The organism is Gilliamella sp. Bif1-4 (assembly GCF_001690535.1).
GTDB classification, from domain to species: Bacteria; Pseudomonadota; Gammaproteobacteria; order Enterobacterales; family Orbaceae; genus Gilliamella; species Gilliamella bombi.
The window spans coordinates 61692-85801 of sequence record NZ_LZHC01000061.1 but is presented as its reverse complement, the minus strand read 5'-3'; the positions used below and the strand labels follow the sequence as shown (position 1 = coordinate 85801).

Annotated in this window: 16 protein-coding genes and 1 pseudogene; 6 read left to right on the top strand and 11 right to left on the bottom strand. The window is 35.1% G+C overall.

Annotated features, from left to right (window positions below; all coding sequences use genetic code 11):
- Positions 1-203 precede the first annotated feature (203 nt).
- The 6 genes from sppA to pcnB form a co-directional block, all read right to left on the bottom strand.
- Positions 204-2036, bottom strand: coding sequence for a signal peptide peptidase SppA (gene sppA, locus A9G25_RS09010; protein WP_065626645.1), 1833 nt, complete (start codon positions 2034-2036; stop codon positions 204-206).
- Between the two features lie 30 nt (positions 2037-2066).
- Positions 2067-2885 carry a bis(5'-nucleosyl)-tetraphosphatase (symmetrical) ApaH gene (gene apaH, locus A9G25_RS09005; protein ID WP_065626644.1) on the bottom strand — a complete coding sequence of 273 codons (819 nt, stop codon included), beginning with the start codon at positions 2883-2885 and terminating at the stop codon, positions 2067-2069.
- A gap of 4 nt (positions 2886-2889) precedes the next feature.
- The gene (gene rsmA, locus A9G25_RS09000) at positions 2890-3687 is read right to left on the bottom strand and encodes a 16S rRNA (adenine(1518)-N(6)/adenine(1519)-N(6))-dimethyltransferase RsmA (protein WP_065626643.1); all 798 of its coding nucleotides are present in this window, start codon (positions 3685-3687) and stop codon (positions 2890-2892) included.
- Positions 3680-4993 carry a peptidylprolyl isomerase SurA gene (gene surA, locus A9G25_RS08995; RefSeq protein WP_065626642.1) on the bottom strand — a complete coding sequence of 438 codons (1314 nt, stop codon included), beginning with the start codon at positions 4991-4993 and terminating at the stop codon, positions 3680-3682. The genes rsmA and surA overlap by 8 nt, the downstream gene beginning before the upstream one ends.
- A 76-nt stretch (positions 4994-5069) precedes the next feature.
- On the bottom strand, positions 5070-7436 hold the full coding sequence (lptD, locus tag A9G25_RS08990) for an LPS assembly protein LptD (protein WP_065626641.1): 2367 nt from the start codon (positions 7434-7436) through the stop codon (positions 5070-5072).
- Positions 7437-7511: 75 nt separating this feature from the next.
- Complete coding sequence (pcnB, locus tag A9G25_RS08985; RefSeq protein WP_065626640.1) at positions 7512-8876, bottom strand: polynucleotide adenylyltransferase PcnB; 1365 nt, start codon at positions 8874-8876, stop codon at positions 7512-7514.
- Positions 8877-9281: 405 nt separating this feature from the next.
- On the opposite strand from pcnB, the gene oxyR reads away from it, so the two are divergent.
- A complete protein-coding gene (gene oxyR, locus A9G25_RS08980; RefSeq protein ID WP_065626639.1) occupies positions 9282-10208 on the top strand; it encodes a DNA-binding transcriptional regulator OxyR in 927 nt (308 codons plus the stop codon).
- A gap of 41 nt (positions 10209-10249) precedes the next feature.
- Positions 10250-10894 carry an HTH-type transcriptional repressor FabR gene (gene fabR, locus A9G25_RS08975; RefSeq protein WP_065626638.1) on the top strand — a complete coding sequence of 215 codons (645 nt, stop codon included), beginning with the start codon at positions 10250-10252 and terminating at the stop codon, positions 10892-10894.
- 466 nt (positions 10895-11360) lie between these two features.
- On the opposite strand, the gene pntB is transcribed toward fabR, so the two are convergent.
- Entirely contained in the window at positions 11361-12752 is a 1392-nt protein-coding gene (pntB, locus tag A9G25_RS08970) for a Re/Si-specific NAD(P)(+) transhydrogenase subunit beta (protein ID WP_065626637.1), read from the bottom strand.
- Between the two features lie 15 nt (positions 12753-12767).
- The gene (gene pntA / locus A9G25_RS08965; RefSeq protein WP_034913778.1) at positions 12768-14300 is read right to left on the bottom strand and encodes a Re/Si-specific NAD(P)(+) transhydrogenase subunit alpha; all 1533 of its coding nucleotides are present in this window, start codon (positions 14298-14300) and stop codon (positions 12768-12770) included.
- Positions 14301-14617: 317 nt separating this feature from the next.
- Here pntA and mukF point away from each other — a divergent pair, with 317 nt between their 5' ends.
- From mukF to mukB, 3 genes are read left to right on the top strand one after another with little or no spacing between them, the layout of a single operon-like run.
- Positions 14618-15940 carry a chromosome partition protein MukF gene (gene mukF / locus A9G25_RS08960; RefSeq protein WP_065626636.1) on the top strand — a complete coding sequence of 441 codons (1323 nt, stop codon included), beginning with the start codon at positions 14618-14620 and terminating at the stop codon, positions 15938-15940.
- Positions 15941-15983: 43 nt separating this feature from the next.
- Positions 15984-16712: a chromosome partition protein MukE gene (mukE, locus tag A9G25_RS08955; RefSeq protein ID WP_080702356.1), complete on the top strand. Its 729-nt coding sequence runs from the start codon at positions 15984-15986 to the stop codon at positions 16710-16712.
- Positions 16713-16714: 2 nt separating this feature from the next.
- The gene (gene mukB, locus A9G25_RS08950; RefSeq protein ID WP_065626635.1) at positions 16715-21133 is read left to right on the top strand and encodes a chromosome partition protein MukB; all 4419 of its coding nucleotides are present in this window, start codon (positions 16715-16717) and stop codon (positions 21131-21133) included.
- Positions 21134-21413: 280 nt separating this feature from the next.
- Here the strand turns inward: mukB and A9G25_RS13210 are convergent, their stop codons facing one another.
- A complete protein-coding gene (locus A9G25_RS13210; RefSeq protein WP_255307107.1) occupies positions 21414-21536 on the bottom strand; it encodes a hypothetical protein in 123 nt (40 codons plus the stop codon).
- A 32-nt stretch (positions 21537-21568) separates the two neighbouring features.
- Positions 21569-21655 (bottom strand): annotated as a pseudogene (locus A9G25_RS13415) (ClbS/DfsB family four-helix bundle protein); the annotation flags it as partial.
- A 235-nt stretch (positions 21656-21890) separates the two neighbouring features.
- Between A9G25_RS13415 and A9G25_RS08935 the strand changes: the two are divergent.
- Positions 21891-23014 (top strand): IS3 family transposase gene (locus A9G25_RS08935; protein ID WP_141675067.1). Its coding sequence is split into 2 segments (ribosomal slippage): positions 21891-22185 and positions 22185-23014, totalling 1125 coding nucleotides; the frame shifts between segments, so codons are not numbered across the junction.
- On the opposite strand, the gene A9G25_RS08930 is transcribed toward A9G25_RS08935, so the two are convergent.
- Positions 22973-24031 (bottom strand): integrase arm-type DNA-binding domain-containing protein, encoded by a 1059-nt coding sequence (locus A9G25_RS08930; RefSeq protein ID WP_065626633.1) that lies wholly within the window; start codon positions 24029-24031, stop codon positions 22973-22975. The two genes, A9G25_RS08935 and A9G25_RS08930, sit on opposite strands and share 42 nt — an antisense overlap.
- Positions 24032-24110: the final 79 nt, after the last annotated feature.

Below are 24110 nucleotides of genomic sequence, written 5' to 3'. Positions count from 1 at the left end.
AATCAAAATACCGGATAATAAGCAAATATTGAGTAATTTGAAAGAGAGAAAAACAAATTTTAAGCAATTTTTGCCTTAAGTAGTTTAGAGGATTATTTTAATCGTGCAGTATAAACAACTCACGTTTTCCCACAAATTATAAATTAGAGTGAGAAAGAAATTATTATCTGCCACAACTGTGGCAGATAATAAGCAAAAGTATATTAACGAACATCAGCACAATTTAAGCAATAAATATAGCGATTTTGTGGATCATTAAACTTATTCCATAAAGAAACATGCTGTTGAAGTTGTTTTGCTTCAGGAAGTTGTTCAAAAAATATTTCTGCCGTTGATTTAGGGAGCATGGCTATCATATCTGAATAAAATGCATTAAACCAATTTCCTTTTGGTTTTTGCCAGTCAATTTCATAATCAGTTAAATTAGCTAATGTTGCTGCTGTTTCAATAGCATCATCAAAGTCACCTAATTTATCAACAAGTCCAATCTTACTTGCTTCTGAACCAAGCCAAACTTGACCTTGTCCAATTTTATCGACTTGTTCGGTTGTCATATTTCGTGCTTTTGCTACTAACGAAATAAATGTTTGATAGCCATTATCAATATTTAATTGAATTAGTTGGTTCATTTCGGTTGGTAGATCTTGCGTAAAGTTATTACTTGCTAATGAAGAGGTAGTTACACCATCGCTATAAACACCAATATGAGATAAAGATTTTTCGAATGTTGGAATAATACCGAAGATACCAATAGAACCGGTAATTGTATTTGGGCTTGCAACTATGTAATCTGATGCGGTTGATATCCAGTATCCACCCGATGCAGCCATTCCGCCCATGGAGATAACAACAGGAATTTGGTAATCACGTAATGCTTCTAATTCACTACGAATTGCTTCTGACGCATCCACACTCCCTCCTGGGCTATTTACTCGCAATACTATTGCTTGTGTGTTATGTTTATTTAAGTTTTTACGGATTTTTCTCAATTGTTCAACAATGTCTTGGCTACCAGCGATATTACTACTATTTTCACCATCGGTAATAGTACCATTTACAAATACAACCGCAATTAATGGTTTGTTGCTTCCATTATCACTATCTAAATTTGTATCTTTTGACTTAAGTTGATAGTCATAAATGCTGATTTGATGTTGCTGATTAAGCTCAGATTCAAATTGGTAATTAGATGCAATTTCATCGACCAATCCATTAGACATAGCATATTGAGCCATATTACCATTAACTGCTTTTAAATTGGTCAACATAGTTTCTGGCGCTGGAACCAATTGGGTATCGGCCTTTTTCCGTTGTGTTGAAATGTCTTGAAGATAATTGTTCCACATAAGTGTTAGCCAACGTGTTGTATTGCTTTTTGCTTCTTCTGACATATCATCACGAATAAATGGTTCGATGGCTGACTTATAAGTTCCCACTCTAAAAACATGAGTGTTAATTTTTAGATTATCAAGTAAGGTTTTATAGTATAGGTTGTTAGCTGCTAACCCATATACATTAACTGAACCAAGTGGTGTTAAATATATTTTATCAGCATAGCTAGCTAAATAATATTGGCTTTGATTAAAATTGGAACCATAAGCATAAATTGGTTTATTCGCCTTACTAAATTTGGTTAAATATTTACCAATATATTGTAGCGAACTCATATCAGCGCCAACAAAATGATCTAATTTAATAACCATGCTTGTAATCTTTGGATCTGCTGTTGCTTGAGCTATTTTTTGAGTTAGCTCAAATAAACTATTTTCACGAGAGGTATTTACTTTTTTACCATAAATTTTGCTTTGTAAAGCATAAATTTCATCACCGTATAATGTATTGTCAACAATTACTCCTTCAATATCCAACACCAATGTTCCATATTGTGGAATAATTTCTTGTTTTTGTGTTTCTTGGACTAATGCGATGACGCTAAAGATTAAAATAATAATAATTAGAAATATTAGATTAAGAAATATTTCCCTTATTAAGTTAATCACTTTCCATATTGATTTAATGGCAGATAAAGCAGACATAATAAATGATCCTTTTCATAGATAGTTTATCTAATTTTTTGCTTCAATATTTTTCTTTTTGAAGTATTTTTTATCTTCAAATCTTAAGCACGTTAATTTTCCACCCCAACAGCATCCTGTATCAAGTGCATAAACATTATCTGGTGTACCCTTTCCATTTAATGCCGCCCAATGGCCAAAAGCAATTCCATACTCGTTTGGAATTTTGCTTGGTAATAAAAACCACGGTTTAAGTTTCGAAGGTGCTTGCTCAGGTGATTTTTTGTAATAAAAATCTAATCGACCATCTTCATAACAAAAACGCATACGAGTTAATGCATTAGCAATATAACGCAATCTATCTAATCCTTGTAGTTCAGGAAACCATTCATCCGGAAAGTTGCCATACATTTTATCAAGGAATAGGATATAGGAATCACTAGATAGCATAACATTCAGATCATAAGCACATTTTTTTAGTGTTTCGATATCCCATTGTGGTGAAATACCAGCGTGGGTCATAATTAACTTTAATGATTCGTCAATTTGGACCAATGGCTGTCTACGCAGCCATTCCATTAATTCACCAAAATCTTGTGCACGAATAATCTCATCAAGATTATCCTTCTTTTTAGAAGGTGTAACATTGGCATAAACTGATAATAAATGTAGATCATGATTACCTAATACTAATCGAATTTGGTTAGCATTATGTTTAACAAATCTTAAAACTTCTAATGATTTTGGACCTCTAGCAACTAGATCTCCTGTTAGCCATAAAATATCCGATGATGAGAATTTTGTTTTTTCAAGTAAACGCATAAACTCATCATAACAACCATGAATATCACCAATAAGTAAGTTTGCCATCCTGTTAAATCCATGAGTTTGCAAGTTGACAGTATTGTTGTACTGTTAAGTTTTCGGCACGTAAATTAGGATCAATATTTAATTCATTTAATTGTTCAACCGTAAACAGATTACTTAAGCTGTTACGGATAGTTTTACGCCGTTGGTTAAATGCCTCTGTAGTTACGCGAGAAAGTATTTTTATATCATTAACAAGATAAGGTTTTTCTTTATAAGGTACTAATTTAACTACAGCAGAGTCAACTTTTGGGGCTGGTTTAAATGATGTTGGTGGTACTTCAAGAACAGGAATGATCTGACAATAATATTGAGCCATAACGCTCAATCTACCGTAATGTTTACTGTTAGGCGATGCAACTAATCGAGTTACCACTTCTTTTTGTAGCATAAAATGCATGTCAGTGATGATATTTACATGTTCAAATAAATGAAACATTAACGGTGTCGAGATATTATAAGGTAAGTTACCAAATACTCTTAATGATTTACCTAGTTGATCGGCTAACTGATTAAAGTCAAAGATTAGGGCATCTTGTTCAATAACCGTTAATTTATTATTTAAAAATGGATTTTCAATTAATCTACTAGCTAGATCTCTATCTATCTCTATAACTGTCAAATGATCAATATGTTTACTGATAGGTATTGTTAATGCCGCAAGCCCAGGACCAATTTCGACTAGTGCTTGATCTTTTTTAGGCTGTATAGCTGAAACAATACTTTCGATAATGTAATCATCATGTAAAAAATTTTGCCCGAATCTTTTACGGGCAAAATGCCCTTGGTGAACACGGTTATTCATGTTTATCTTCGCCTGTAATTTTAATATAAGCGTCACCTTTTATTTCTTGAATCCATACTTGGGCTTCTTCGGAAAATTTACGATTAAAAATAAGTCGATAAGCTTGATCTTTATTCATTGCATTTGTTCCATCAGATTGTCTTTTATCAATTAATTGAATTAAGTGCCAACCATAAGCCGATTTTATTGGTTGGCTAATTTCTCCTTTTTTTAACTGAATCAGAGCCGTTCTAAAGCCATTATCATAAATTTCAGGACGGTTCCAACCTAAGTTTCCCCCTTTACTTGCTGAACCTGTATCTTCAGAGTTAGCTTTAGCTGCTGCTTCAAAAGTTGTGGCTCCACTAGTAATTAATTTACGGATATCACTTAACTTTTGTTTTGCAATTTTGTCGGTGACCAATACATTTGTTTTAATCAGTATATGGCGTGCATTTACCTCTTCAATTGTGAAGGTTCTTGGTGCTTCTGAACGAGTATCATCAACTTTTAGAATATGTAGACCGACCCCAGAACGGATAGGTCCAATAATACTACCTTTTGTAGCTCTTACTAATCGTTCTTCAAAAATAGTAGGTAATTCATTAAGTTTACGCCAACCCATGCTACCACCTTTTAATGCAAAATCATCGTTTGAATATGAAGTGGCTAATTTAGCAAAACTTTCCCCTTTTTGAGCTCGATTAATGATATCTCGTGCTTTATTTGTTGCATTATCAATTTGTTGTTTTGATGCTTTTTCTGGAACAGAAATCAAAATATGGCTTATTTTTACATCAATATTATTGGTTGGTTGACGAGCAATATTTTTTGCTAAATTTTCTATTTCTTTTTCTGAAATTTTGACCCTTGATCTAACTTCATGCATTCGAGTCTTATCTATTAGCATATCATTGTGAATTCTTTCACGATAGGCACCATAACTTATTCTCATCATCGAAAGCCTACTTCTAAGTTGGTCGACACTCATACCATTTTCTGCTGCAATTCTATTAATAGCATCAGTTACCTCGTCATCACTAACTGTAATTTTAGCTTTAGCTGCTTTCTGTAAAATTAGATTTTCAATAATTAAACGTTCAATAATTTGTTGTCTAAGTATTTTATCATTAGGTAGATTTTTAGGATCTGAGCTAGCTTTAATCGTTTTTAACATATCATTAACATCACTTTCTAAAATGACATTGTTATTAACAACCGCTGCAACTTGTTCTACAACTTTCGGAGCAGCATTGGCAGATAACGGAGTTATAATTCCTAAAGTTATGCTTAGATTTAATGCTATAAATAGTTTTAATAATTTCATATTCACTTAACTCATTTTTTTCAGCGTAGACAGCTTGTAATAAATTTATTGGTAATCTTATAGTTACAAAAATATTTTATTCAAATGTTGTATTATACGGTAGTTTTCCGAAATTAAGCATTTTAGCTTTGGTATCTCGGTTGTTACCCAATCCTTTTAATTCGAAGTTAATCGATAGTTTATTTTCATACTTACTTTTGCGAGAAGTATTGTCCCAGTCCGTCAATTTTCTACCATATTGTACTGTTGTTCCCCAACAACAATCACTATAATTCAATCCGATAAAACCATCTGTAGTTTGTTCTAATTTAACGTCATAATAATATGAACCAACAGCACTGAATGTTTGCGATAATGGCCAAGCGGTCATCATTCCGGCCTGTGAAATATCTTGTCTATAGCCTCTATAAAATGGATTCTTATCGACAGTATCAATATAGTTACGGTTTGCATATCGGTATGATAATTGAATTAACTTATCGCCAATTGGCCGGTATTCAAATATTGCATTGGCTAATGAAATTGTATCAATTCGAGTATCATACTGAACGCCACTTCTAAAGATTATATCATTACTTATACGCCAAAAGTTATCCGATGCCCAAGTAATACTGCCTGTATCGGAGTTTTCATCTAAATCATTATTGTGTTCACTCGTTTTTGATTTAGTAAAATAAGTAATTTGCCCAATAGATAAGTTAAATTTTTCAACCTTGCTATTATCATAAAATCGTGTTGTTACACCAGTTGATATTTTATTGGTTGAAGCAATCCTATCTAAACCACTATATGGTTGATCTCTAAATAGACCAATATAATCTGACTGTAATATAGTGGAATCATAGTCGCTAATATTAGATTGGTTTCGATATGGAATATAGATATATTTGACACGAGGCTCTAAGGTTTGCGTATAGCCATTACTAAAAGGTACATCACGCTCAAAGACAACTTTACCATCAATGCTAAACTTAGGCAAATAACGATTTACTTTTTTATCTAAATATTTATATTGTTCAATATTGTTATTAATATTATCTTGATTATAATGAGTTACCATAATCCCAGTTTCAGTGGTTAATGATGACCAAGAATTGGATAAAGTATAATTAATCGTTGGTTCAAAATGTGCTCGCCATGCTTTAGGTTTACTTTTTCCAGACGTCAAGAAATGAGATACTTGAGAGAATACTCTAAATTTGAATGGCCCAAAATCATTATTATAATAACTCATATCTAATTGTGGTTGAGTCTGATAAAGTGAATTTTTTAATTCTGAATGGAATGGTTGAAAGTGTCGATAGCCTAACATAATATCCCAATTTTCATCATTATAGGCAATTTTATAATGTTGTGTTAAATATCCTGCAGTTTGGGAGGCGTATTTAGAATTTAAGTTTGTAAGATACTGATTGTCACTGACTCGAGTTGTATCTGCATAAAAGCGCCAATTATAGTTAATTAATTCATCATTTTTCCAATGAAATAACCAACGGTGACGATTGTCGTCATAATTGTTACCATTAAAATGATTGTCTCTATCTTCATTATATTTAGTATCGTGTTGAAGCCAGTCAAATGCAAGTGTACCTAAACCTATTTCGTTTAAATAACGAAATTCTGTTTGCAATTGTAGACCACGTTTTTCCAAGACTCTTGGTGTAAAGGTTGCATCATAATTTGGTGCAATATTCCAATAAACAGGTATTGAAAAATCAATGCCATCAATACTATCATAGCCGAAATTCGGCATTAATAATCCTGAACGGCGTTTATTGCCAGTTGGTAATTGTAAATAAGGCGAGTATAGAACAGGCACTTTACCAATACTAAATACAGCGTTCCAGACTTCTAGAAATTGCTCCTCGTTGTCATGAATAACGGTCGTTCCTTTAATATCCCATGTGCTGTCATTAATAGGACAAGATGTAAAACTACCTTTTTTTAAAATAACATAACGATTTTTTTCAAGTTGCATCTTATCTGCATTGCCGCGACCAAGCCTATTGACAAGATGGTACTCACTTGGGCTCATGTCTGCATCATTGCTATTTAGATTCATTGATGCTTTATCGCCTTTCATTTTTATTAAATTATCTTGATAAGTAATATCACCTTCTAATGTTACTATTCTATTATTACTATCTTGAGTATCAATTATTATTTTATCTGCTTGAACCGTTCGGTTGCCTTGTTCTATTAATACTTCACCTTTATATATGGCGATATTAGGGTAGATTGCTTCAAGTTGATTAGCTTCAGCATTTACGGGTAAAGTATCTATATTTCCATTAACTAAAGGACGATCAAACCTAGGAACGTCTATAAGACATTGAGGGTTATTGCTTACAACGGTTTTAGGTAAATCTAAAGCATAACTAGAGCTATTATACAAAAAAAGAGTAACGGCTATAGCAATAAGAGAAGGCGTTAAATTTTTCATCAATGATTATAAAGCTATTTTGATTATTTTAATTACAGCATTATAGCGGTTATTTATAAAAGTGCGAATTAAAAATTAACGTTTCCCTATGCGTTTATTTATTTTATTAAGCTGTTTTACCATTGCTATTCTTTTTTCGACTGAAGTATTTTGAAACTCATCCCACCATCTAGCTAGCTGCAAGAGCTCTCCTTTTTCGATTGAGGCTCGCATTTCTAAAAGGTCATAAGCAGCCCTAAACTTAGGATGTTCTAAAATGGCAAACGCTCGTTTACCATTCCGTTTTTTCATACGTAGCTGTAAACGCCAAATATCGCCCATTATGGTCGTTAAGCGTCTAGGTATAGCAATACTTTTACATTGTTCACTTAGTACTTCGTTAATAGCCATCGAAAACGAATCATGAAATGGTAAACCACTTTCGATACACGTTGCTTGTGTTTGTTCAATTATTGGATACCAGAAAAAAACTGCGAACAAAAATGCTGGATTAATTCGCTTGTTGTTGGCGATGCGATAATCAGTATTTTTTAAAACTTGTTCGATGATTTTCTCTAAATAACTGTTTGAATTGTTAGCAAATAGATGTTCAATAACAGGAAACAGTTGTTCAAATAGACAATACTCTCTTAGTAACTTATAAGTTTTGTAACCATTTCCAGTTTGTAATAATTTAAGAGACTCATCAAAAAGTCGTGCTGAAGGTACGTTTCTTAATAATGATGCAAACTGTTTAATTGGCTTAGCAGTGGCTAGTTCAATTTTCATGTTCAGTTTTGCAGCAAAACGGACTGTCCTTAGCATTCTAACTGGATCTTCTCGATAACGTGTTTGCGGATCGCCAATTAATCGAATAATACCTTTTTGTAAATCTTCTAATCCTCCGCAATAATCACGTAAAGTAAAATCATTTACATTATAGTAAAGTGCATTCATAGTGAAATCCCGACGGATAGCATCTTGCTCAATGGTTCCGTAGACATTATCACGTAATAGCATACCTGACTGCGAGCGTTTAGATATATTGGTTTGTTCTTTTTGAGAGTCGTGGTCACTGCGGAATGTTGCAACTTCAATAATTTCTTTTCCAAACATAATATGAGCAAGACGAAATCGTCTTCCTACTAAGCGACAGTTACGGAAAATTTTCTGAATTTGTTCTGGTGTAGCATTAGTTGTGATATCAAAATCCTTTGGTGTTTTACCTAAGATAAGATCTCTGATACATCCCCCAACTAGATAGGCTTCGTACCCTTGTTTATTTAATCGATAAAGAACTTTTAATGCGTTTTCACTAATCTCTTTACGAGATATATTATGTTCATTACGAGGAATGGACACATAGCTAACTTTTTGTTTGCTTTCATTGTGAAAAAACTTTCGATAAAAGCGTGAAACTTGTTTAAAAATGGTGCACCTCAAAAAGTTTTTTTGCTTCATAATAATATAGCGCGCAATTATATAGTAATTGCTAATAAGTTTCCATTTTTCTTGGAATTGGTATTTTTTCGTTCAATAAAATTGTATTTTTCTAGATGACTTAAATATTCTATTTGATTTTTTAAACATAATTATCAACAATAGTATCTTGTATAGTAATATTAACAACATCTAATAAAAAAAATAAACTTTGTTTTACTCTGATTAGTGCATTTAATTAGCTAATTAAGATGGAATAAAACTGTACTCAGAACTTCTTTTTACTTATTTGTATCACAAAATATAATTAATAACGCTTTATAATTTAATAAATTATAAAGCGCTTTTAATGTTATTTGTTATAACTATTACATAATAGAAGTTATTTGAGTATATACCATTAACTGATAACTTATTGGGGACATTATGAACATTCGTGATTTGGAATATTTTGTTTCGTTAGCTGAATTTCGCCATTTCCGTAAAGCTGCTGATGCTTGCAATGTGAGTCAACCAACTCTCAGTGGTCAAATTAGAAAATTAGAAGATGAATTAGGCGTAATGTTATTAGAGCGCACAAGTCGCAAAGTACTATTTACTCAAACTGGTATGATGCTAGTTGAACAAGCCAAAGAGATTTTGCGTAATATCCAAATTTTAAAGGAAATGGCTAGCCGTCAAGGTGAAGAAATGTCTGGACCAATGCATATAGGCCTGATCCCTACTATAGCGCCTTATCTTTTACCTCATGTCATTACAGTTTTACATGACTTTTTCCCTCAGTTGGAACTTTACTTGCACGAAGCGCAAACCGCCAATATCGTTGCTCAACTCGAAAGTGGCAAGCTTGATTGCGCAATCATTGCACAAGTAAAAGAAACAGCACAATTTATTGAATTGCCTTTATTTGATGAACCCATGTTTTTAACTGTTCCTGCTACTGATGAGTTAGCTAGCAAAAATACAGTTAAACTTTCCAGCTTAAAAGGTAAAAAATTCTTAATGTTAGAAGATGGTCACTGTTTACGAGATCATGCAATGGGATATTGTTTTCAAGTTGGAGTTGATGAAGATAAACAATTTAAAGCTACTAGTCTTGAAACGCTTCGGAGTATGATTTCTGCTGGTCGCGGTATTACTTTGTTTCCGGAACTTGCCATACCTAACGAGCGAATTCGTGATAATATTTGCTATATTCCTTGTACTGATCCTGTACCTGTACGCAGTATTGCTCTTATTTATCGTCCAGGTTCACCATTACGTTCCCGTTATGAAACAATAGCTAAAACAATACGGGATCATATGCCTAAAGTATTTGCTGAAAAAGAACGATTATTAATCAAATCAATTTAGGAGTAGGTATTAAATCGAAAATATTATAACTGAGCTATCAAATGAAAAATATTAAGACAGGTGGTGTTCGTGCTCAACAAAAAGAAAGAACTCGCCGCACTTTAATTGAAACAGCATTTAATCAACTTAATGCTGAGCAAGGTTTTACAAGTTTAAGTTTACGAGAAGTAGCGCGTGAAGCTGGGATCGCTGCTACTTCATTTTATCGCCATTTTCGTGATATGGATGAGTTGGGTTTAGCCATGGTTGATGAAAGCGGTTTAACTCTTCGTCAATTATTGCGACAAGCACGTAAGCGTATTGAAAAAGGTGGTAGTGTATTACGAACATCGGTGACCACATTTATTGAATTTATTGATAAGAATCCGAAGGTCTTTTTATTACTTCTTCGTGAAAAAGCGGGGACATCAGCCGCTTTTCGATCTGCTATTGCCCGTGAAATCCAACACTTTATTGTCGAGCTTGTGGATTATCTTGATAATGCTAACCAAATGCCTCACCATTATAACGAAGCTCAAGCAGAAGCAATGGTCACTATTGCATTTAATGCTGGTGCAGAAGCGATTGATTTTGATTTAGTGCAGCGTGAAAAATTAATTGAAGATCTTATTTTTCAACTACGAATGGTATCTCGGGGAGCTTATTACCTATACCATAAAGAACAAATCAAAAAAGATAGTCATTAATCGTTATAACTCCAACTCTAATCTCGAAATTCTAATTTGATCGTAATATTAAAGTTTTATGCTATTTAGTAATTAGTGATTTTCAATAAAAATATCTACTAGTTACTGATCTTTACTCTTTATTGTGTTGTTTATTATTTATACTATAACATTAAAAAAAGAGAAACATTGTTGAATAGGAATTAATTTAATCATGAGGTGTAAACAACTCGTCGTTTTCCTACACCTGATGCAATGCATTTTAGTTTCATGCAAATTTGTAAATCAGACGCCATAGATATTTTAGAACAAGAGGCTAAAGGAGGAGAAATCATTTGTAAAGATGGTGGAAATCGCATAAGGACTGAGATACACCGTGAAATAACGGATCGAATAATCGATTTTTTAACTAAAGCGAATTTAAATTAAGTGTCTATTTTAGAAATATACTGCGACAGAAGCCGCAGTATATTTAATGAATTAATCATTAAAGGTTTTGTAGTACTTTTTCAACACTGTCTTTAGCATCACCAAATAGCATATAGCTATTTTCTTTAAAGAATAGCGGGTTTTGTACACCTGCATAACCAGTATTCATTGAGCGTTTAGAAATGATAACAGTCTTTGCTTTCCAAACTTCAAGAACAGGCATGCCTGCTATTGGGCTATTTGGATCTTCTTCTGCCGCTGGGTTGACTGTATCGTTAGCTCCAATTACCCAAACCACATCAGTATCAGGGAAGTCGTCGTTGATTTCATCCATTTCTAATACAATATCATAAGGGACTTTTGCTTCGGCTAATAATACATTCATATGCCCAGGTAAACGTCCTGCAACAGGGTGAATACCAAATCTCACCTCAATATCCATTGCACGTAGTTTTTCTGTAATATTACTTACAGCACCTTGCGCTTGAGCAACTGCCATACCATATCCAGGAACAATAATAACTGAGCGAGCTTCTTTTAAAGTTTGTGCAACTTCGGCTGGTTGCATTTCACGGTATTCACCTTGTTCTTCTTCTGATGAACTAGCTGAGCTACCATCGCTACCGAAACCACCAGCAATAACACTAATGAATGAGCGGTTCATCGCTTTACACATAATATATGAAAGAATTGCGCCTGATGAACCAACTAACGCACCAGTTACAATTAGTAGATCGTTGCCTAACATAAAGCCTGCTGCTGCTGCTGCCCAACCTGAATAAGAATTTAGCATTGAAATAACAACAGGCATGTCAGCACCACCAATTGAAGCAACAAGATGGAAACCAAACACGAATGCAATAATTGCCATGATCAATAAACTAATTGTTGCACCAGCACCACTTTTTACTTCAACAAAAGTAAACATTAAAATGATAGAAACAACAATTGCTGCTAGATTCCAATAATGTTTATTTGGAATTGATAATGGTTTTGAGCTAATGCGTCCATTTAATTTACCAAATGCGACAACAGAGCCAGAGAAGGTTACTGCGCCAATAAAGACACCAACAAAAATCTCTACTAAATGTACAGTTAACTCTCCACCTTGAAAATTTTGAATGTGTGGATCTAAATAACTGTTTAAACCAACTAGAACAGCAGCCATTCCAACAAAGCTATGAAGTAGTGCAACAAGTTCTGGCATTTGAGTCATTTCAACTTTTTTAGCCAAATATAAACCAATTACAGCACCAATAATCATTGCAATAACTATCCAGTGTAATCCGCCTTTAATACTTGCAACTGCTGCAATAAGTGCGATGACCATACCAATCATACCGTAAATATTACCAGATTTGGCAGATTCTTGGTTGGAAAGACCTCGTAAGCTAAAGATAAAAAGTAATGCAGCAATAACATAGGCTGCTTGAATGATTCCATTACTCATAATGTATGCTCTCCTTTACTTGCCACGTTGGAACATTTTCAGCATTCTTTGAGTAACAAAGAATCCACCAAAAATATTGATACTAGCAATCAAAATAGCAACAAAAGCAATTGCCGTAGTTAAGCCATTATCATCACTGACTTGCAGAATTGCTCCGACCAATATAATTCCAGAAATTGCATTAGTTACCGACATTAGTGGTGTATGCAAAGAATGTGTAACATTCCATACAACGTAGTAACCAACAACGCAAGATAATGCAAATACAGTAAAATGCCCTAAAAAGCTTTCAGGAACGGAGTTTGCAAGCCAGAAGAACGCAATGAGAACTAAAGCTAAAATACCATATTTTTTGCGAGGATCCATTGGCTTTGGTTCTGGTTTAACAATTGGCTCTGCTGCTTTTTTCTGAGGTTGAGCAGATACTTGAATCGGTGGTGCAGGCCAAGTGATTTCTTTATCTTTAACCACAGTTACACCACGAATTACAACATCTTCAAAATTGATATCAATATTACCGTCTTTTTCTTTAGCAAGTAGTTTTAATAGGTTAACAATGTTTGTACCATAAAGCTGTGATGCTTGTGCTGGCATACGATTAGCTAAATCAGTATAACCAACAATTTTAACATTGTTATCTGTTTCGAAAATTTCACCTGGTTTAGTTAATTCACAGTTACCACCAGTTAACGCAGCCAAATCAACAATAACACTACCAGGTTTCATTGACTCAACCATTTCTTTCGAAATGAGTTTTGGAGCTGGTTTACCTGGAATTAGTGCTGTTGTTATGATGATATCAACATCTTTAGCTTGCTCTGCAAACAGTGCCATTTCAGCTTCAATAAAGGCCGCTGACATCTGTTTAGCATAGCCGTCGCCAGAGCCTGCTTCTTCTTCAAAATCTAACTCTAAAAAGTCAGCTCCCATGCTGTTAATTTGTTCGGCAACTTCAGGGCGGGTGTCAAAAGCACGAACAATTGCCCCCAAACTCACCGCTGCGCCAATGGCGGCAAGGCCAGCAACACCTGCGCCAATAACTAATATTTTAGCTGGAGGCACTTTACCAGCAGCAGTAACTTGACCTGTAAAGAATCGACCAAATTGATTTGCTGCTTCAATAACTGAACGATAACCAGCAATATTAGACATTGAGCTTAATGCATCTAGAGATTGCGCACGTGAAATACGTGGTACACAATCCATAGCCATTACAGTAATATTTTTGGCGGCTAATTTTTCTAATAATTCTGTATGTTGAGCTGGATAAATATAGCTAATAAGGGTTGAACCCTCTTTCATTAAAGAAATTTCATCATCGCTTGGCGCATGAAACTTCAAAATTAAATCATTTTGCCAAATATCTTGAGTGTTTTGAATTGTGGCTCCAGCATCAATAAAAGCTTGGTCTTCATAATGAGCTGCATGTCCAGCGCCTTGTTCTACGGAAACTGTAAAGCCCAGTTTTAACAGTTGTCCAACAGTTAAAGGAGTCGCTGCAACTCTAGCTTCATTGGCTAACCGTTCTTTAGGTATACCGATATGCATTTCGTTACGTCCTTATGTTAGTTTATTGTATGTAAGTTGATTTTAGCATAAATAGGGTTATGTGCGAGTAGGGAATCTATTTTTTATTCAAGAAATAAGATTTTTAAATTATTTGAGTAATATTTATTAATTAATATTATTATAAGGCTATACCGAAATAGCTATAATTTAAATAAAACAGTTTTAATGCTTTCATTGAATTCCATTACAAATTTACTCTATATTGTTATATAATTGGCGTTATTTTTGTTTCTACCTTGAGATATAAAACTTTGAGGTATGATTCGATTTTTCTCTCCTTAAATTAAGGATTTTTTATGATTGATTTTTCCCAATCAGTGCCAGAACTGGTCTCTTGGGCAAAAAAGAATGATTTTTCGATCGCTTTGCCTGTGGAAAGATTAGCTTTTTTATTGGCTATTGCCGTATTAAATAGCGAACGTTTTGACGGTGAAATGACGGAATCTGAATTAATTGATGCTTTTAGGCATGTTTCGCAAATTTTCGAGCAGAGTGAAGACACTATTACGGTGCGAGCCAATAATGCTATCAATGATTTGGTACGCCAACGTTTGATCACACGTTTTACTAGTGAAATGACAGACGGTTTTTCGATTTATCGTTTAACTCCGTTAGGTATAGGTATTTCTGATTATTATATTCGCCAACGTGAATTCTCAACGCTGCGTTTATCCATTCAGTTATCTATTGTTGCGCAAGAGTTAAAACGAGCTGCAGATGCAGCCGTCGAAGGTGGTGATGATTTACATTGGCATCGAAATGTCTTTGCGCCATTAAAATATTCAGTCGCTGAAATTTTTGACAGTATCGATATCACACAACGAGTGATGGATGAACAACAAGCTGATGTTAAACAAAATATTTCTGCCCTATTAAGTCAAGATTGGCAAGCAGCAATTAGCAGTTGTGAAGGATTACTGACTGAAACATCACAAACATTGCGAGAGTTACAAGATACTTTGGCTGCTGCTGGCGATAAATTACAAGCCAGTTTACTTTTAATACAAGATGCGACGCTTGATAATCCAGAACTTGATAAAATCAACAATATCGTTATAGATCTACAAGGTAAATTAGATCGAATTATTGGTTGGGGGCAAAAAGCGATTGACCTTTGGATTGGTTATGATCGCCATGTTCATAAATTTATTCGTACTGCTATTGATTTAGATAAAAATCGTGTGTTTTCGCAACGCTTACGAAAATCGATTCAAGGATACTTTGATTTGCCTTGGTCTCTCACTTTTGCTAATGCCGAACGCTTACTAGATATGCGTGATGAAGAAGTGGCACTACATGATGCTGAGGTAACTGGGGAATTACCGTCGGAACTTGAATTTGAAATGATTGAAGAGATTCAAGAACATATTATTGCTCATATTGAACAAAATTTAATGGTATTCAAACAAGAAAATAAACCACTTGATATGGGCACTACCATTCATAACTATTTGGCTCAGTTCCCGCGCGAACAACATTTTGATATAGCAAGATTATTTATTGATCAGGCCATTCGTCTCGGTATTGCTGAAGATGATTCGCTTGGAATTCCTGCCGAATGGAAACCTATTAACGATTATGGAGCTAAGGTACAAGCACATGTCATCAACAGATACTAACGATTTCGAAACACAACAAACCACACATCATCTTGATGAAGTTATGGGGCGCATAGTCGCTAGTTCTCAGGCGTCTATCGATAAATATATGCCCGTTAAGTTGGCTCAAGCAATTGCTAATCCGATCTTTCCTGAACTGGATAGTTTACTACGTTCTGGTCGTCATATTGGTATTGATGAACTTGATCATCATGCTTTTCTAATGGATTTCCAACTTGAACTTGAACAATTTTATCAACGTTATAATGTTGAACTAATTCGTGCGCCTGAAGGATTTTTCTATCTTCGTCCTCGCTCAACAACATTGATTCCTCGTTCAGTATTATCGGAGCTTGATATGCTTGTTGGCAAAGTACTTTGTTATTTGTATTTAAGTCCCGAGAGATTAGCGCATGAGGGGATTTTTACCTTACAAGAATTGTTTGATGAACTGGTTTCATTAGCAGATGAAAGTAAGTTACTCAGATTAGTAAACCAACGTTCAACAGGTTCAGATTTAGATCGCCAAAAACTATTTGATAAAGTGAAAACAGCGCTAAATCGCCTGCGTCGACTAGGTATGATTTTTTTTATTGTTGGTAATGACAGTAGCCGTTTTCGCATTAACGAATCAATTTTCCGTTTTGGTGCAGATGTACGAAGTAGTGATGACGCACAAGAAGCGCAATTACGCCTAATTCGAGATGGCGAAGCAATTAAAATCGAATCAGCACTTATTTTAGATGATAATAATGAAGAACAAGATGAAGATGTTAATGAGGAGACTGAATAATCATGATTGGACACGGTAAATTTCACTCATTAACGCTAATTAACTGGAATGGTTTTTTTGCACGAACTTTTGAGCTTGACCAATTAGTTACGACATTATCTGGTGGTAATGGTGCTGGTAAATCAACTACCATGGCGGCATTTGTAACTGCATTAATACCTGACTTAACTTTATTACACTTTAGAAATACAACCGAAGCTGGAGCCACATCAGGCTCACGAGATAAAGGCTTGCATGGTAAATTAAAACCAGGCGTCTGTTATTCTATGCTGGACGTAATTAACTCACGGAACCAAAGGATTATTTGTGGTGTACGTTTGCAACAAGTAGCAGGACGGGACAAAAAAGTCGATATCAAGCCTTTTTTATTGCAAGGATTATCTATCAGTGTAAGCCCAACAGAGTTGGTTACGGAGCGTTTAAATGATAAACAAGCGCGAATCTTATCGTTACCAGAGTTAAAAGATAAAGCCGAATCAATGGAAGGCATTATCTTTAAACAATTTAACTCAATTACTGATTATCATTCGGTTATGTTTGATTTTGGTATTTTACCAAAACGCTTACGCTCTCCATCCGATAGAAGCAAATACTACCGTTTGATTGAGGCCTCACTTTATGGTGGTATCTCAAGTGCTATTACTCGTTCCTTACGTGATTATTTATTACCAGAAAATAGTGGTGTGCGAAAAGCTTTTCAAGATATGGAAGCCGCATTACGCGAGAATCGGATGACGTTAGAAGCCATTCGAGTAACACAATCGGATCGTGACTTATTTAAGCACTTAATTACTGAGTCAACTAATTATGTGGCAGCTGATTATATGCGCCATAATAATGAACGCCGAGTTCATATAGAATCAGTACTTGGCCTGCGTCGTGATATGTTTAAAACGCAAGATCTGCTTATAAGCAATCAATACCGCCAAGTTGAAATGGCAAAAGAGCTTAAAGAATACCAAGATGCGCAAAATGATTTGGAAACCGATTTACAGGCTGCTAATGATCACCTCAATTTAGCGCAAACTGCGTTACGTCAACAGGAAAAAATTGACCGTTATCAAGCAGATTTAGATGATTTAAACTTAAAGTTAGAAGAACAAAACGAAGTGGTACTTGAAGCGAATGAACAGTACCAAACCTATCGTGAGCAAGTAGAACAAACAGAACAAGAAGTTGACGAAATCAAGACTCAATTAGCTGATTACCAACAGGCTCTTGATGTTCAACAAACACGTGCAATTCAATACCAACAGGCCTTACAGGCGTTAAAAAATGCTCAGTCATTATGCCAGTTACCAAAATTAGGTATTAGTAATATTGAAAATCACTATGAATTGTTTGAAGAAAAGCAAAAAGAGATTACGGAACAAGTTCTTGAACTCGAGCAAAAATTAAGTGTATCTGATGCGGCAATTAATCAGTTTGACCGTGCTTATCAATTAGTGATTAAATTAGTTGGCGATGTTACCCGAAGTTACGCTTTTGCGGCAGCTAAAGAAGCATTAAGACAATGGCCATCACAATGTTACCAAGCAGAACAAGCCGAGCATTTACAGCTACAACTAGATGAGCTTGAACAACGATTTTTTGAACAAAAAGAAGCAGAATCGTTATTAAAACAATTTAGTAAACGTATTGAACGCCAAGTTAATTACGATGAACTAGATGATTTAAAACAAGAACTTGAATTGCAATTAGACGAAACAGCCGAACGAGCTAATGAATCTAGCGAAAAACGTATCGAATTTAGGCAAGAGCTTGAACAAATTCAATCAAAAATAGCTGATTATCGTCAAAAAGCTCCACTATGGTTGAAAGCACAAGATGCATTAATCGCTTTACAAGAACAAACTAGCGAACAGTTTAATAACAGTCAAGATGTCACTCAACATATGCAAAAACTGCTAGAAAAAGAGCGAATACTTGTTACTGAGCGAGACCAAATTAGTTTTAGACGCAACCAATTAGATGTTCAAATTGAGCAACTAAATCAACCTAGTGGTGTCGATGATGGTCGTTTGTCTTCGTTAGCAGAACGATTTAATGGTGTATTACTTTCTGAAATTTATGAAGATGTAACAATTGATGATGCACCTTACTTTTCTGCATTATATGGTCCATCAAGACAAGCTATTGTTGTACCAGATTTATCATTAGTTAAACAGCAATTAGAAAACCTTACCGCAAGTGATGAAGATTACCCTGAAGATATCTATTTTATCGAAGGTGATCCTTCATCATTTGATGATAGTGTTTTTGATTGTGAGGAAATGAATAAAGCGGTACTTGTCAAAACGGGCGATCGTCAATGGCGATTCTCAAGCTTTCCTAAAGTACCACTATTTGGTCGTGCTGCTCGTGAGATTCACCTTGAAAAATTATCTGCCGAACGTGATGAATTACATGAGCGCTATGCAACTATCTCATTTGATTTACAAAAATTACAACGAATTGAACAAAATGTTGGGCAATTTATTGGTCAACATTTAGGGGTTGCTTTTGATATCGATCCTGAAGCTGAAGCGCAAAAATTAACGACAAGACGCACTGAAATTGAACGACAATTATCGTCTCAGGAAAGTATTGATAAACAAAATCAGCAACAAGTTACTAATTGCAAAGAACAATTAGCAATCATAAATCGCTTGGTTGCGCAAATGCATTTATTGGCTGATGATGATCTTGCCGATAAGGTTGACGATTTACGTGAACAAGTTGCACAAGCACAAGAATCTGCGCAATATGTTAGCCGTAATCGCAATACCGTTTCAGAACTTGAACCAATTTTAGCTGTTTTACAAAGTGATCCTGAGCAAAATGAGGCTTTACGAGAACACTACAATACAATTAAAGCACAACAACAGACAATCCGCCAACAAGTTTTTGCCTTAACTGAAGTAATGCAACGTCGTGCCCACTTTAGCTATGAAGACTCGGCAGGTATGTTAAATGAAAATAGTGATTTAAATGAAAAATTACGTTCTCGATTAGAAGTTGTCGAAATTCAAAGAACTGAAGCACGCAGTCAGATGCAACAGTATCAAGACAAATACAATCAATATAATCAAACGCTAGCTTCGCTTAAAAGTGCATTTGAAACTAAGCGCGATATGTTGCATGAGCTACAAAAAGAAATTGAACAAATTGGGGTAAAAGCCGATGCGATCACTGAAGAACGTGCTCGATTACGTCGTGATGAAATCCATCAAAAATTAAATAACAATCGTCAACATTGTACATCGCTTGAAAAGCAACTCATTATGTGCGAAAGCGAAATGACACAATTGCAAAAACGGCTAACTCAAACACTGCGAGATTATAAGCAACTACGCGAACAGGTAGTACAAGCCAAAGCGGGGTGGTGTTTAGTCTTAAGGCTTGTTAAAGAAAATAGTGTTGAACGGCGTTTACATCGTCGTGAACTTGCCTATTTAAGTGCAGATGAATTACGCTCAATGTCAGATAAAGCATTGGGCTCCTTACGTTTAGCTGTTAATGACAATGAACATTTACGGGATGTATTAAGACTATCAGAAGATCCAAAACGCCCAGAACGTAAAATCCAATTCTATATCGCTGTTTATGCACATTTGCGTGAACGAATTCGCCAAGATATTGTTAAAACTGACGATCCAATTGAAGCCATTGAACAGATGGAAATTGAATTGTCACGCTTAACAGAAGAGCTCACTTCGCGTGAACAGCAACTGGCAATTAGCTCGAAGAGTGTATCGAATATTATCCGTAAAACCATACAGCGCGAACAAAATCGTATTCGTATGCTTAACCAAGGATTACAAGCAGTGGCATTTGGTCAAGTTAATGGCGTGCGTTTAAATGTCAATGTTCGTGAAGCTCATTCAACTCTTTTAGCTGCACTTGCCGATGAGCAAAATGAACATCAAGATCTATTTAGTAATAATCGTATTACCTTCTCAGAAGCGTTAGCCAAACTCTATCAACGTTTAAATCCACATATTGATATGGGACAACGAACTGCTCAAAATATTGGTGAAGAACTGCTAGATTATCGAAATTATCTTGAAATGGATGTTGAGGTGAATCGAGGTGCAGATGGTTGGTTACGTGCTGAAAGCGGTGCATTATCAACGGGTGAGGCAATTGGTACAGGTATGTCAATTTTACTTATGGTGATTCAAAGTTGGGAAGAAGAATCCAAGCGACTTCGTAATAAAGATATTTTACCATGTCGTCTGCTATTCTTAGACGAAGCAGCTCGACTAGATGCCAAATCAATTGCAACACTATTTGAACTTTGTGAACGATTAGAAATGCAATTAATCATTGCTGCTCCAGAAAACATCAGTCCTGAAAAAGGAACAACCTATAAACTAGTACGTAAAGTTATTAATAACCAAGAACATGTGCATGTGGTTGGTTTGAAAGGCTTTGCTTAATTCGTGTTTTGCCGACATTGTCGGCAAAACTTTACAGTTTTTGTGAAAAAGTTTCAGGTAACTATACGTTTCAGTATAAATATCTTAAAAAATAGATAAGAAATCAAAAAATCGATTATCATTGTTCAATTGAAAAGTTGGATGCACTTACCGCTCATAAAAAGGGATATTACGTATTGTTGACTAAACTCAAAATATTACTTATTGCCGTTTTTGCTTGATGACTGTTTTTCCAACAAGTTGAACCTATTAATAATGCACTTTTGTTAAGGATTTCATCTCAACTAGCATTACGCAATTTATCGAAAGAATTGAAGTTCATCTCTTCAAGTCTTTCAATAATTTTGGCACCCACGAATTTAAGCTCCATCAATTGCTGTCGTTCTGTTTCTGTAAAGGCCATATTATTCTTCTTAGATTTTATTGAATATAATTTTAAACTAATGCATTTAGTTTTTTCCACTTTTTTATTTTTGATCTAAACGATTTAAAAGGCGCCACAGAATTGATATGGATAAATCGAGTAACAGTTCAAGATTCAGGATAAGGTTTAGTCCAATTACGACTATCTTTTATAAAAAAAGTGTCTTCGCTCAAAGATTGAACCCAATCATTCCAAATGGTGATTTGTTGATTAAATTCTTAAATTAATGCCTGTAATGATAGGTATTGATATGTTTGGATCGGCTACACTAATTAGTACCAGTTTTATAAGGTCATTGTTATGATAAACTAAAAATAAGAGAAGGTAACAACAATGGCAATCGATTCATCACGAAGAGCAAAACGTAGCTTTACTAACGAGTTCAAAAAACAAATGGTCATGCTATATCAAAATGGTAAAAAACGTGCGGATATCGTCGCAGAGTATGACCTCACCAAATCAGCATTAGATAATTGGATAATGCAGTACCAAACTACCGGCTCATTCATCGCAAAAGATAATCGTCGAACTGAAGAGAACGAACTTATCGCGCTACGCAAAGAGAATAAACGTTTGTTAATGGAGAATGATATCCTAAAGCAAGCGGCGTTGATAATGGGAAGAAAATCGAGTTAATTTTACATAATAAGCATCGATACAGCTTACGTGCATTATGTCGATGTTTAAATGTAACCCGAAATCGTTTCTATTATCAACGGCAATTAACGCAGCAATCACAAGATATATCACTGAGTGAAATAGTGGGTAAAATTTTTAATACTAATTATCGTGCTTATGGTACAAGGCGTCTGCAAGCAGAGCTGAGAAAGCAAGGCATAACCGTATCTCGACGCCGAATAGGTCGAATCATGGCGAAAAATGGCTGGGTTTCGAAATACACCTGTAAAAAATATTGTATTCATACAGAAAAAAGCAATGAATCGCCGGTGGGGAATGAACTTAATCGAGAATTTGATATAGGTCAACCACGAAAGATATTGGTGACCGATTTAACCTATGTAAGGGTTAAACAACGTTGGCACTACCTTTGTGTAATTGTTGATATCAGTAATCGAGAAATAGTAGGACGAAGTGCTGGAAGGTATAAAACAGCAGCACTGGTGATGCAAGCTATGAGTCAAATTCCAATGAACTTACAGACGATTGAGTTGTTTCATTCTGATAGAGGAAAAGAGTTTGATAATCATTTGATTGATGAATGTTTAACATCATTTGGAATTAAACGGTCGTTAAGTCGCAAAGGCGGTCCCTCTGATAACGCAATTGTAGAAAGCACATTTAAAGCAGTGAAAACAGAATTTGTGTCAAATACTATTTTTGATTCACTGGCGCAACTTAAATTGGAATTTAATCACTATGTGGATTGGTTTAATTATAATCGACTTCATTCAACATTAAATTACCAGTCGCCGATTGAATACAAAAGAAATCGATGACCTTATCTTTTTGGTACTAAAAAGTGTGGACATACCAATTGCCATGTTAGCAGTACTACTATTCATCGGGGTTGTATAAGGCGGTTTCATACTTGGGAATATATGCTCTCTATGCCCACTTATAGGCTTCATAATTGATAATATAGCCATAGCCTGCTTATTGAGCGTAATAGTGTGTTCTCGCCTCATTTTCATTTTTTCGGCAGGGATAACCCATAAACTATTATCAAAATCTATCTCCTGCCATTTTGCCCCTACGGCCTCATTTGGGCGTGTCATCGTTAATAGTTGCCACTCAATCAAACAGCGCGTTTGTAATTCGATTCTGGCCATAGCAAGGGCTTGCATAAATTGGGGGAGCTCTTGCGCATTTATTGTTGGCATTTGTCCTTTTACAGGGCTTTCGAAAGCATCCTTTATCTTGGCTGCTGGGTTAGCATCAATCAAGCCAATATTAACCGCATAGAACATGATTTCATTTATTCGTTGGCAAAGTCTTTTAATGGTTTCTAGCTTTCCATTCGCTCTTAACGGTTCCATTGCTTGAATAAAATCTTTAGCTTTAAGTTTAAAAATAGATTTATCACCAATGTAAGGGAATAGGTGTAATTCTAAAGATTCCCATGTCCTTTTTAGCGTACTCTCAGCTAACCCTTTACCGCTTTTGACCTTAAACCAATCAGCAGCTACCTTTTTAAAGGTACTAGTAATTTCATCATGCTTGCGTTGTTCTTGTTCTGCTTTATGCTCTTGAGGATCTACACCTTGCTTTATTAATTCTCGCGCTTCATCTCGTTGTTTTCGCGCTTGCTGTAGTGAAACCTCAGGATAACTACCGAAACTAATTAATGCGCCTTTTTTGGTATACGGGCGCGTATACTTAAAACGCCAGATTTTAGAATTATTCGATTTAACTAAGAGATACATACCGCCGCCATCAAATAAAGAGTAATCTTTATCTCTTGGTTTGGCTGCTTTTATTTGGGTGTCTGTTAATGGATGTGTTTTCCTTGCCATAATTATTTTAGGTATACGATATATAAGTATATTGCGTCTGTATACCTAAGCATATACCTAAAAATTATGGTTGTAAATG